Raw genomic sequence first — 13131 nt, 5'->3', positions numbered from 1 at the left:
TCTGGGAAAACAACCTTTTTAAATATTGCAGGGATGTTAGAACCATTTAGTGAAGGTGACTATATTTTGGATGGTGTCAATGTTGGCAGTTTAAACGACAACCAACGTGCTGATTGTCGAAATCAAAAAATTGGTTTTATTTTTCAGGGTTTTAATTTAATACCAGATTTAAATTTATATGAAAATATTGAGGTACCTCTTCGCTATAGAGGTATTAAAGCAAAAGAACGTAAACGCACAATAGAGCAATGTTTAGAACAAGTAGGCTTAGCCTCTCGCGCTAAACACCTACCCCAGCAATTATCGGGCGGCCAGCAACAACGAGTGGCAATAGCCCGCGCACTTGCCGGAAAACCTCGTTTTTTACTTGCCGATGAGCCCACCGGTAACTTAGACAGCCTGATGGCTCGCCAAGTTATGGAGTTACTTGAGCAAATAAATCGCGATGGCGCCACTATTATAATGGTGACACATGATAGCGAATTAGCCCGCCGTGCACCGCGCAACATTCAAGTAGTTGATGGACAACTAGCCGACTTTACTTTGTACCAAGGTGCACAGCCAATAAATGTAGCACAAGGAGTATAATTCATGCTTGTTCATTATATTGACCTAAGTTGGCGTAGCTTTAAGCGCACACCACTTGTAAGCTCTTTAATGGTACTTGCTATAGCAATTGGTATTGGCATCACCATGACTAGTTTGAGCGTTTACCACATGATGTCGGCCGATCCAATTCCACATAAAAGCAGCCAGCTTTTCAGTGTGCAATTACAAATAATGGATGATGGGAGTACATGGTGGACGTCCGATAACCTCCCTCTTCAACTGACGTATCAAGATGCTGCAAATCTTTATCAGTCTCAATTAGGTGCTCAACGTTTAAAAATGGTACGAAGTGGTTTTTCTGTATACATAGATTCAGACAAAGTAAAACCGTTTAGCCAAAGTGCAAGACTTACTACTCCTGAGTTTTTTAATATGTTTGACCTCGAATTTATTTATGGTAACAAGTGGTCACAGCAGCAAGAAGACGATGCAGCGCCCGTTGTTGTAATTAGCGAGGAGTTAAACGATAAGTTATTTGCTGGTAAAAATTCAGTAGGTCAGATTATCTATCTTGACGATGCAAGTTACGAAGTAATTGGTGTTACAAAAAACTGGCCACTAACCATTAAATATTACGATTTAAATAATGGCGCATTTAACGATCCCGAACAACTTTTTATGCCATTTGGCCTTCTTGAAGCAAAACAACTGGGTAATTGGGGCAATACTAATGGTTGGAAGCATGAAGATGTTCGAAGCTTTACTGCCAAGTTACAGTCAGAAATGGTCTGGATTCAATTCTGGGTTGAGTTAACTACCGAGCAACAAAAAAATGATTACGAAAATTATTTATTAGCTTATATGCAAGATCAGCAAAAGCTTGGTCGATTTGATCGCAAAGAGCTCGCCTTCAGCATTCGAGATGTTAACCAATGGATGGCTTACAATAATGTGGTTAGTGAAGATAACAAAATTTTAGTGGCACTCAGTTTTATGTTTTTAGCTGTGTGTTTGGCTAATATTCTTGGCTTACTACTTGCCAAATTTTTACGTCGAGCGCCGGAGGTTGGTGTGCGTCGTGCACTTGGTGCTAATAAACGTCAGATTTTTATGCAACATATTGTTGAAGTCGCTATGTTAGGGCTTTTGGGCGGGCTACTGGGGATTGTATTTGCTCAGTTAGGTTTATTAGGTGTTCGTCAGAGCTACCGTTATTACGAAAGCTTAGCGACGATGGATTTAAGTATGTTACTGAGCGCCCCTGTTATTGCTATCAGTACCTGTGTAATTGCCGGGCTTTACCCTGCTTGGCTGGTATGTAAAACCAACCCTGCAATTTATCTAAAAAGCCAATAAGGGCGAACGCAATGATATTAGAAATTAAACCTATTTTTCATGCGCTGTGTCGATCTAAAGTGGGTGCACTTTTGCTACTCATCCAAATAGCGATTACCACTGCAATTGTTAGTAACGCAGCCTTTATTATTCAAGACAGAGTAACCTACCTTAACCAAGAAACTGGCTACCCAGAAGACGAAATACTTGCTTTTCATGTCATGCATTTTGGTAAAGATGTTCAAAGCCACCAGCAATTTGAACTGGATGAAACCATGCTTAGAGCTATACCCGGTGTTAAAGACGCCGTGTATATTAATAATATACCGTTATCAGGTAGTGGTAGCTCTTCTGACTTCAGTGTTAACTCAGCGCCAGAACCTGGACTTTCAGCAAGGACGGCTTACTTTTTTACTGATGATCATGCAATTAACACACTTGGTGTTGAGCTGGTTGCAGGACGAAATTTCACCCAAGACGACATTGTCGTAACCAACGATAATGATCAACGCGCTAATGTAACTATTGTGACCCAAGCATTACTAAATGAGCTTTTTCCTGGTGAAAATGGCCTAGGAAAAACAATTTTCCTTGGTGATATTCCACTGAAAGTTGTTGGTGTAATTAAGCATGCAAAAGGGCCTTGGTTAAAAGACAGCCGCCCAAATAATATCGCATTAATTCCTTACATTAACCCCAATATATCTGGCAACTTTTTAGTTCGTACTGCTTCTAATGACCGTGCAGAAATAGCCAAACAGATTGAAGACGAAATGCTTAAAAATTATAACAAACGTGTAATTATCCGAATTCGTGGGCTAGACCAAGATAAAGCGCAATATATGGCTGAAGACACATTAATGATGCGTATGTTAGTTGTGCTTATAACTATCCTTTTACTTGTCACCGCTTTAGGAATATTTGGCTTAACCTTGTTCAACATAAGTAAGCGCACCAAGCAAATTGGAACCCGTCGTGCTTTAGGCGCTCGTAAATCTGCTATTATCAATTACTTTTTAGTTGAAAATGCCTTGATTTGCATTGCTGGATTAGTTTTAGGCGTAATTGCTGCCCTCGTACTTGGGCAATTGCTAATGCAACACTTTTCAATTGCTGCGTTACCCTTAGGCTATGTTGCAGCTACTGCCATTATGGTTTTTATAATGAGTCTTTTGGCTGTATTAGGCCCAGCTAAACGCGCTGCAAATATTTCGCCCAGTATCGCAACCCGAACCATATAGTACAGCTCCCAACCTATGCTACACTGACCAAACACGGTGTAGCATTTTCAATATTTAAATAATAATAAACAGCGATTAAATTCACATGGAAAAAATACTTATTGTTGATGATAATCCGGCCGTTTTAGAGGCATTATCATTACTACTAGAGATACATGACTTTAATGTAGTTACCGCATCAACGCCCTTTGAAGCCATTCAAATTGTGCAATACCAACGCATTGCTCTCGTTATTCAAGATATGAATTTTACCAGCGATACTACCTCCGGCGAAGAAGGTAAAACTTTGTTTTATGCGTTGCGTGAAGAAAACCCACACCTCCCTATTATATTAATAACCGCCTGGACTGAACTTTCAACGGCTATTGAACTTGTTAAAGCAGGCGCTGCCGATTACCTTCCAAAGCCATGGGATGACCACAAGCTTCTTACATGCATTAATAATTTAATAGAGCTGGGGCGCACTAAGCAACTTGTGGCCACGCACAACCGCCTACAAAAAGAGCGGGATGATAAATATAATACGGCTAACTTAGCAGGCCTTATTTTTAAAAGTACCGCAATGGAGCGATTAGTCACAATGGCATTACAAGTGGCTAAATCTGATATCTCTGCACTCATAACAGGCCCTAATGGCAGCGGAAAAGAATGCATTGCGACTATAATTCAAAAAAACTCTTCACTAATAAATCAGCCTTTCATTAAAGTAAATGCTGGCGCCCTACCCCAAGAACTTTTAGAGGCTGAATTATTTGGCGCAGAAGCCGGTGCCTACACAGGTATAACCAAGCAACGTATAGGTCGCTTTGAAGCGGCCGATGGTGGAACATTATTTTTAGATGAAATTGGCAACTTGCCACTTTCTGGGCAAATGAAGTTGTTGAGAGTATTACAAACAGGTGAATTTGAACGATTAGGCTCTACACAAACGCGCAAAGTTACGGTTCGTGTTATATCTGCCACCAACGAAAATTTATTGCACGCAATAACCGAAGGTCGTTTTAGAGAAGATTTGTACTATCGTCTTAATGTTATTGAGTTAAACGTACCTGCGCTTTGTGAACGTATTGATGATATTGCCCCACTCATCAATCATTTTTTACCACATAGAGAGCTAAGCATTGATGCAGAGCAGGCGCTTAATCAATATCAATGGCCAGGTAATGTGAGAGAACTTGAAAACGCCTGTAAACGTGTGGGTGTTATAAAGCCTGATGGCTTGCTTAGCGCTGAAGACTTTGGCCTAACACCATCACTGCCAATAAAAATTAATGACGAAAAAAAAGAGCCTTCAAAACTCGAAATTGAACAATCAATACGCGCTAATCAGGGTGTTATTGCCAAAGTAGCACGAGAGTTTGGTTTAAGCCGCCAAGCACTATATAGGCGCTTACAAAAAATGGGTATTGATTACTAATGTTTAATTTTATTAGTCGCTTATCATTAACTCACAAAGTGGTAGGCATATGCATTATATGCAGCGTTTTACCTGTTATGAGCATTACAATAATTGCACAACCCCCGCTTTATTACTCTGTGTTGTTAGTCATAGCAGCTATGCTTACAAGTTTATTACTTGCTAGAGCCTTAACAAAGCCCATTAAGTTAGGGTTGCAATCGTTAGAAACTGGCTTGCTTAATTTTAAGGATGGTGAGCTTTCAAGTTTATTAGCTTATAAAAACAACGATGAGTTAGGAAAGCTATGTCAGCTTTATAATCAAACTGCAAAACAACTTCGCCAAGAAAAACAGTGGATTTATCAACGAGAGTTAATGCTAGACAAGGTATTACAAAGCTCTCCACAAGCCCTTTTACTCGTTAACGATAACAGTATTGTTGTATTTAGTAACTTAATCAGCCGTACGTTATTTAATAGCACAACACAATTGGAAGGCACGCAGCTTCAACAATTATTGTCTGATGCGCCTATTCAGCTTGCTAATGCTATTGAGCAAGGCGTAGATGGTTTATTTAATATTGAAGTAGACAATCACGATTCTCAAACTTGGCATTTATCTACTGGCGAGTTTTTACTTAATAACCAAAAACATCACTTATACATATTTAAACAACTTACCCGTGAGCTCAGCCGCCAGGAAGTAGCAGTATGGAAAAAAGTTATTCGAATAATAAGCCACGAGCTTAATAATTCACTTGGCCCTATGTCATCGATGCTGCATAGCGCTCAGCTTTTAGCTAGCCGCGTAGATGAGCCGCGTCTTGCAAGAGTGTTTTCAACAATCGATGAGAGAATAAGCCACTTAACTGAATTTGTTCAAGGCTATGGCAAATTTGCAAAGCTACCTACACCACAAAAATCAGCAATAAATTGGCAAAACACATTAAGTGATCTGAATAGGCAATGGCAGTTTAGCTACACAGTAAACACAACTCAAAGCATATTACATGCAGATCAGGCACAACTTGAGCAATTGCTTATCAACTTACTCAAAAATGCACACGAGTCAGGCTCGGATCCGTCTAAAGTAAATATATCTGTAGCGTTTTTTAATAATGCTTGCATAGTAGATATAAGCGATGGCGGAAAAGGGATGAGTGAGCAGGTCATGGCTAATGCACTCGTACCTTTTTATTCAACAAAAAGTACAGGAAGTGGTTTAGGGTTAGCGTTATGCAGAGAGATTGCTGAAGCACATAAGGGACAAATAAGCTTACATAATAAATTAGGTGGTGGCCTAAACGTGCAAATTACCTTGCCATGCACATAATTGATGTTGTTAAAAACAGCTAAAAACAACAAAGCCACTTAACGTGGCTTTTATCATCACAGCACTATAAAAATAGCACTCGCAAAGTAAGATTACTCAGCGTCAGCTTCTTTGTACTTAGCCGCTGTTTCTGTGATTAACGGTTGTAATTCACCACGTTGAAACATTTCGATGATGATGTCACACCCACCAATTAGCTCACCTTCAACCCAAAGTTGTGGAAATGTAGGCCAATTTGCGTACGCAGGAAGTTCAGCACGAATGTCTGGGTTTAGTAAAATATCAACGTATGCAAACGGTTCGCCACACGACATAAGTGCTTGTGAAGCTTGTGAAGAAAAACCACAATTTGGTAACTTAGGTGACCCTTTCATGAAAAGGATAATTGGGTTTTCTGAAATTTGCTGTTTAATTTTATCAATGGTTTCCATCTACAACCTCAAAGTAACGATAGCTAAATATACTTAGGTCTTGAAAATAACTCATCGTGACCATAAATATATAACTTAAAATGGGCAAATAAAGCCACAATTGAAATAGTCTTTCGCAATAGCATTGCTGTTTGCTTAAACTTGAGTAAAATACTCAACAATTATAGTAACACTATATTCCCGCTTGGTATAGGTAAGTGGTCTGTTTCAACAGGCATTACGTATTACCAAATGGACTATCAACTAAAAAAGATGGAGATAAAAAATGGCATTTGAACTACCGTCACTACCATATGCAATCGACGCACTTGAGCCACATATTTCAAAAGAAACATTAGAGTTTCACCACGGTAAGCACCATAACACTTACGTTGTAAAGCTTAATGGTTTGATCCCTGGTACAGAGTTTGAAAACAAATCTCTAGAAGAAATCGTATGTTCATCAGAAGGCGGTGTATTTAACAACGCAGCGCAAATCTGGAACCACACGTTTTACTGGAACAGCTTATCTCCAAATGGCGGCGGCGAGCCTACTGGCGCAGTTGCAGATGCAATTAACGCTAAATGGGGTTCTTTTGATGCGTTTAAAGATGCATTAAACGACAAAGCAGTAAACAACTTCGGTTCAAGCTGGACTTGGTTAGTAAAGCTTGCTGATGGTTCATTAGACATCGTTAATACATCTAACGCTGCGACACCATTAACTGACGAAGGCGTTACACCTGTTCTTACAGTGGATTTATGGGAACACGCATACTACATAGATTACCGTAACGTGCGTCCAGATTACCTTAAAGGTTTCTGGTCACTAGTTAACTGGGAATTTGCAAACGCAAACTTCGCTTAATTAGTACTTACCACTAATTTAAAAAAGGCGCTTCAGCGTCTTTTTTTGTGCCTGTTATTTGTACTTTTACACTCTGTAATTTGACAAAATAACCTTCTCCAACATGATCTTTTTTCACTTAAATTTTTATTTTTATTACACAAACATACACTTTCGCGACTAAACTTTAAAATGTAAGCACCTTTTACAGCGGGTTTCGGAGGTTATTATGACGATTTTTGAGCATTACCAAGCACGTTACGAAGCGGCACAAGAAGAAGAGTACAGTATCGCCGAGTTTCTTGAAATATGTAAAACCGATAAGTCTGCCTACGCCAGTGCACCAGAGCGCCTTTTAATGGCCATTGGTGAACCTAACATGGTCGATACCGCAACGGATGCACGCCTCAGTCGGTTATTTTCTAATAGAGTAGTTGCACGCTACCCTGCCTTTACCGATTTTTATGGTATGGAGGATGCCATTGAACAAATTGTTTCTTATTTAAAACATGCAGCCCAAGGACTCGAAGAGTGTAAACAGGTTCTTTACCTGTTAGGTCCTGTAGGTGGTGGTAAATCATCTATTGCTGAAAAACTAAAGTACCTCATGCAACAAGTACCAATCTATTCAATTAAAGGCTCGCCGGTAAACGATCATCCACTATCTCTATTTGATCCCATTGAAGACGCAAATGTACTAGAGCAAGAATACGGAATTAAGCCGCGTTATTTAAAAACAATTATGTCACCATGGGCAGGTAAACGGCTCAAAGAGTTTAACGGCGATATAAGTAAATTTAAAGTGGTAAAACGCTACCCCTCAATTCTTAATCAAATAGGTATTGCTAAAACAGAACCAGGCGATGAAAACAACCAAGACATATCCGCATTAGTCGGCAAAGTAGATATACGTCAGCTTGAACATTTTGCCCAAAATGACCCCGATGCTTATGCGTATTCAGGTTCACTTTGTATGGCAAATCAAGGCTTGATGGAATTTGTAGAAATGTTTAAAGCCCCTATCAAAGTGCTCCATCCACTACTAACTGCCACACAAGAAGGTAATTACAATGGGACTGAAGGTATTAGCGCTCTCCCCTTTAATGGCATGATCCTCGCGCATTCAAACGAATCCGAATGGCAAACTTTTAAAAATAGCAAAAATAATGAAGCCTTTTTAGACCGTGTGTACATAGTCAAGGTACCTTATTGTTTGCGTGTCACTGAAGAAATTAAAATTTACGACAAACTTCTTCAGCATAGTGAACTTCATAGCGCCCCTTGCGCGCCGGGTACCCTTAAAGCTTTAGCACAATTTACAACTCTCTCGCGGTTAAAAGAGCCAGAAAACTCAAGCATTTATTCAAAAATGCGAGTGTACGATGGTGAAACACTCAAAGACACAGATCCAAAGGCAAAGTCGTATCAAGAGTATCGCGACTACGCTGGGGTGGATGAAGGCATGACAGGTCTTTCTACTCGCTTTGCATTTAAAATTTTATCTCGAGTATTTAATTTTGATAACACTGAAGTGGCCGCAAACCCCGTTCATTTATTTTATGTACTTGAGCAACAAATAGAACGTGAACAATTTAGTAGCGATGTTGAAGAACGTTACCTGAGCTTTTTAAAAGGCTATTTAATTCCTCATTATGTTGAATTTATTGGTAAAGAGCTACAAACCGCGTATTTAGAGTCTTACTCAGAATACGGGCAAAATATATTTGATCGCTATGTTATTTATGCCGATTTTTGGATTCAAGACCAAGAGTATCGTGACCCCGATACAGGCCAATTATTTGACCGAGCTGCGCTTAATGCTGAGCTTGAAAAAATTGAAAAACCAGCTGGCATTTCTAATCCTAAAGATTTTCGTAACGAAATAGTCAATTTTGTACTGCGCGCACGGGCTCACAACAATGGTAAAAACCCGCTCTGGACGAGCTATGAAAAATTACGCACTGTGATTGAGAAAAAAATGTTTTCGAACACAGAAGATCTATTGCCTGTGATTTCGTTTAACACAAAGACCTCCGCTGAAGATCAGCAAAAGCACGAAGACTTTGTTAATCGGATGGTCGAGAAAGGCTATACGCAAAAGCAAGTCAGGTTGTTATCTGAGTGGTACCTACGTGTTAGAAAATCGCAATAACCTTCATAGTTGTGATTTTAGGAGGTAAATATGGCGCATTTTATAGACAGGCGTTTAAACGGTAAAAATAAAAGTACCGTGAATCGTCAGCGCTTTATCAGGCGTTATAAAAAACAGATAAAAGAAGCGGTGTCCGATGCAATAAATAATCGCAGTGTTACCGACTCTACATCGGGTGAAAGTATTTCTATTCCGCAACGTGATATTAGTGAGCCAAGCTTTCACCAAGGTAAAGGCGGTAATAAAAAACAAGTACACCCGGGTAACGATCAATTTGCAACTGGTGATAAAATAGAGCGCCCAAAAGGCGGTCAGGCTGATGGTTCAGGTCAAGGAGAGGCAAGCGACTCTGGTGAAGGTCAAGACGAATTTGTATTCTCTATTTCAAAAGATGAATACCTCGATCTACTTTTTGAAGACTTAGAACTACCCAACCTTCAAGAAAATCAGCTTGATAAACTTGTACAAATGAAAACCCACCGTGCCGGTTTTTGCAGTGAAGGCATGCCAAGTAATATTGATATTGTACGTTCGCTACAGGGTTCACTAGCTCGACGTGTTGCTATGAGCGCAGGTAAAAAGCGCCGCTTAGCCGAGTTAGAAGCCCAGTTAAAAATATTAATACATGAACAACATAGCGATAAAGCAGCTGTTGCACTTTTACAAAAAGAAATAAGCCTACTTAAACAGCAAATTAAAGCTGTGCCATTTATTGATAACTACGACTTGCGATTTAGAAATTACGAGAAGCGCCCTCATCCCACCAGTAAAGCAGTTATGTTTTGTATTATGGATGTGTCGGGTTCTATGGACCAAGCCACGAAAGACATGGCAAAACGGTTTTACATCTTGTTGTATCAATTTTTAACTCGCAGCTATAAAGACATTGAGGTGGTTTATATTCGTCATCATACGCAAGCCACTGAAGTAGATGAACAAACGTTTTTTTACTCTCAAGAAACTGGCGGAACTATCGTATCCAGCGCACTTAAATTAATGGATAAAATAATTAAAGAGCGATACAACGCAGACGAATGGAATATATATGCAGCACAAGCATCTGACGGTGATAACTGGGCTGACGATACTCCGCATTGCGGGCAAATATTACGTAATAGCCTTTTAGGTGCTGTTCGCTATTTTGCCTACATTGAAATCACAACGCGTGCTCATCAAAGCCTATGGCGAGAATATCTAAATATTACGCAAACACACTCTAACTTTGCCATACAGCACATTCAAAGTGTTGAAGACATTTACCCTATATTTAGGGAGCTATTTAAAAAAGGTCGGCAACAAGAAGGCGCTGCATAACTAAGCGAGGTATTAATATGAATACTAAACGAATGAGTGACGGCCCTGATTGGACTTTTGATTTGTTAAATGAGTATCAAACAGAAATAGCCCGCGTTGCAGATCATTACCGGTTAGACACTTACCCTAATCAGATAGAAGTGATTACCGCCGAACAAATGATGGATGCATACTCAAGCGTTGGGATGCCTATTGGCTACAACCATTGGTCTTACGGGAAAAAATTCATCCAAACAGAGCAAAACTATAAACGCGGGCAAATGGGCTTGGCGTATGAAATAGTGATTAATTCAGACCCCTGTATTGCATACTTAATGGAAGAAAATACGTTACCTATGCAAGCACTGGTTATGGCGCATGCATGTTATGGCCACAACTCTTTTTTTAAAGGTAATTATTTATTTAAAACATGGACCGATGCCAGCTCTATCATTGATTACCTTGTATTCTCTAAAAATTATATCAGCCGCTGCGAAGAGAAATACGGTGTGACGGCAGTAGAAACCTTACTAGACTCATGCCATGCACTTATGAACTATGGCGTTGATCGTTATAAGCGCCCGCAACAAATTTCGTTATTTGAAGAGCAAAAGCGCCAAGAAGAACGCGAGGCTTATTTGCAATCTCAAGTGAACGAATTATGGCGAACAATCCCAGAAAACCATCAAGAAGCTAAAAAGAAAGAACGCCACTTTCCCAAAGAGCCACAAGAAAATATTTTGTACTTTATAGAAAAAAATGCCCCTCTTTTAGAGCCTTGGCAACGTGAAGTTATTCGTATAGTACGTAAAATATCACAATACTTTTACCCCCAAAAACAAACACAAGTAATGAATGAAGGCTGGGCCACCTTTTGGCATTACACCATTTTAAATCACCTATATGATGAAGGTAAACTTACTGATTCATTTATGCTGGAATTTTTACAAAGCCACACAAATGTTGTTTACCAACCACCTTACAATAGTCAGTATTACTCGGGGATAAACCCGTATGCCTTGGGTTTTAATATGATGGTTGATATAAGGAGACTATGCGAACACCCTACTGAGGAGGATAAAAGGTGGTTTCCTGAATACGCTGGAAGTAATTGGCTTGATACCCTGCATTTTGCTATGCAAAACTTTAAGGATGAAAGCTTTATAAGCCAGTTTTTATCCCCTAAATTAATTCGCGACTTTAAGCTATTTACACTTATTGATAACGCAAGCGCTCCGCATTTAGAAATAGGTGCAATTCATAACGACAGTGGCTACAAAGCTGTAAGAGAAGCGCTTTCAGCTCAATATAACTTAAGTAATCACGAACCTAACATTCAAGTGTACGATGTTGATATCAGAGGAGATCGCTCGTTAACGCTTAGGTATGTGCCGCACAATAATATACCTTTAGCAAATACACATGAGGAAGTACTTAAGCATCTTTATAGATTATGGGGATTTAAAGTAAAACTTGAAGAACTCGACAATAATGAACAAGTAACAACAGTTGGCCAATGCCCTAAAGACGACTTTCGCCATACAACCGAGTAATTAAAATCAAAGCGGCAGACTAAAAATAATTAATAAAAAATGACGCTTAAGCGTCATTTTTCATATCAGCATAGGCGGTGACTTTATTTCGCCCATTCTTTTTAGATTGATACATGGCTTTATCTGCAGCTTCTATCCAGCGCTCATGGTCCTTGAACTCATTACTAAAACAAGCAAAACCAATACTCACGGTCACTTTCACTTCAAGTTGTTTGTATAAAACAGGACTTTGCTCAATTAATACCCTTAAGCGTTCAGCGAAAATCTCGGCCCCCTTCTCGTCAGTATCAAGTAAGGTTACAACAAACTCCTCACCACCGTACCTTCCTGCAATATCTGTTTCGCGCAGTGTTGTTTTTAATAACTTTGACAAGTGGCGCAATGCTTCGTCACCACAGGTATGGCCATACTCATCATTAACGACTTTAAACCTGTCTATATCAAACATCAGTAAAGCGCTAGAACCACCATTGCGCTTAATCCGCAAAAACTCCTGTTTAAGCGTCGATTCCCAATGACCACGGTTATACAATTGAGTAAGGCTATCTGTTTGGCTTACTTGTTCTAAACGTGCGTTTAAATCTTCTAATTCTTTTTTATTTACAGCAATATCGGTTACGTCGTACAAAATAATACACAAGTGACTCACTTCAGCACGAATATTAGTCAATGGTATAAATGTGGCATTTTGATACATATATTCGGCTTTGCCGGTAATAGGCCTGTAATTTTTAAATCTAAATATGTAAGGCTGTTGCTCCCAAATAGTAAATGAGCGATTTTTTAAAACGAATACAGATTCAGACTTACTTCTGAACCACTTCTCATCTATTGCAGGAAACAAATCAAATAAATCTTTATGCTTTACCGCACTTGGCAACAGGCCTGAATGGTTTTCCATAAAGCCATTCCACACACATACTTTGTAATCTCTATCAAGAACGACCAAACCCACATCAACGGTATTAAACATATCCATTAACCAATGGATCTCATTCATATCTAAATCAGCAGCCATAAC

Annotated in this window: 11 protein-coding genes; 9 read left to right on the top strand and 2 right to left on the bottom strand. The window is 39.4% G+C overall.

Going from position 1 to position 13131, the window contains the following annotated elements; translation table 11 throughout:
* From ATS71_RS07825 to ATS71_RS07805, 5 genes are all read left to right on the top strand, one after another.
* Positions 1–588 (top strand): ABC transporter ATP-binding protein (locus ATS71_RS07825; protein WP_235591441.1); only part of this gene is annotated, 588 nt, incomplete at its 5' end.
* 3 nt (positions 589–591) lie between these two features.
* A complete protein-coding gene (locus ATS71_RS07820) occupies positions 592–1905 on the top strand; it encodes an ABC transporter permease (RefSeq protein ID WP_058404314.1) in 1314 nt (437 codons plus the stop codon).
* Between the two features lie 11 nt (positions 1906–1916).
* Positions 1917–3125 carry an ABC transporter permease gene (locus ATS71_RS07815; protein WP_082653605.1) on the top strand — a complete coding sequence of 403 codons (1209 nt, stop codon included), beginning with the start codon at positions 1917–1919 and terminating at the stop codon, positions 3123–3125.
* Between the two features lie 85 nt (positions 3126–3210).
* Entirely contained in the window at positions 3211–4542 is a 1332-nt protein-coding gene (locus ATS71_RS07810; protein WP_058404313.1) for a sigma-54-dependent transcriptional regulator, read from the top strand.
* Positions 4542–5855 (top strand): sensor histidine kinase, encoded by a 1314-nt coding sequence (locus ATS71_RS07805; RefSeq protein ID WP_058404312.1) that lies wholly within the window; start codon positions 4542–4544, stop codon positions 5853–5855. The genes ATS71_RS07810 and ATS71_RS07805 overlap by 1 nt, the downstream gene beginning before the upstream one ends.
* Positions 5856–5947: 92 nt before the next feature.
* On the opposite strand, the gene ATS71_RS07800 is transcribed toward ATS71_RS07805, so the two are convergent.
* Positions 5948–6286 (bottom strand): Grx4 family monothiol glutaredoxin, encoded by a 339-nt coding sequence (locus ATS71_RS07800; protein ID WP_006792409.1) that lies wholly within the window; start codon positions 6284–6286, stop codon positions 5948–5950.
* 265 nt (positions 6287–6551) lie between these two features.
* On the opposite strand from ATS71_RS07800, the gene ATS71_RS07795 reads away from it, so the two are divergent.
* From ATS71_RS07795 to ATS71_RS07780, 4 genes are all read left to right on the top strand, one after another.
* Positions 6552–7133 (top strand): superoxide dismutase, encoded by a 582-nt coding sequence (locus ATS71_RS07795; RefSeq protein WP_058404311.1) that lies wholly within the window; start codon positions 6552–6554, stop codon positions 7131–7133.
* Positions 7134–7341: 208 nt separating this feature from the next.
* Complete coding sequence (locus ATS71_RS07790) at positions 7342–9264, top strand: PrkA family serine protein kinase (RefSeq protein WP_058404310.1); 1923 nt, start codon at positions 7342–7344, stop codon at positions 9262–9264.
* 30 nt (positions 9265–9294) lie between these two features.
* Positions 9295–10578 (top strand): YeaH/YhbH family protein, encoded by a 1284-nt coding sequence (locus ATS71_RS07785; RefSeq protein ID WP_058404309.1) that lies wholly within the window; start codon positions 9295–9297, stop codon positions 10576–10578.
* Positions 10579–10595: 17 nt separating this feature from the next.
* The gene (locus ATS71_RS07780; RefSeq protein ID WP_058404308.1) at positions 10596–12110 is read left to right on the top strand and encodes a SpoVR family protein; all 1515 of its coding nucleotides are present in this window, start codon (positions 10596–10598) and stop codon (positions 12108–12110) included.
* 46 nt (positions 12111–12156) lie between these two features.
* Here the strand turns inward: ATS71_RS07780 and ATS71_RS07775 are convergent, their stop codons facing one another.
* Positions 12157–13128: a sensor domain-containing diguanylate cyclase gene (locus tag ATS71_RS07775; RefSeq protein ID WP_058404307.1), complete on the bottom strand. Its 972-nt coding sequence runs from the start codon at positions 13126–13128 to the stop codon at positions 12157–12159.
* Positions 13129–13131 lie beyond the last annotated feature (3 nt).

It is taken from the genome of Pseudoalteromonas sp. H71, from assembly GCF_001468485.1.
Lineage (GTDB): Bacteria > Pseudomonadota > Gammaproteobacteria > Enterobacterales > Alteromonadaceae > Pseudoalteromonas.
This window is presented reverse-complemented; position numbering and strand designations above follow the sequence as displayed.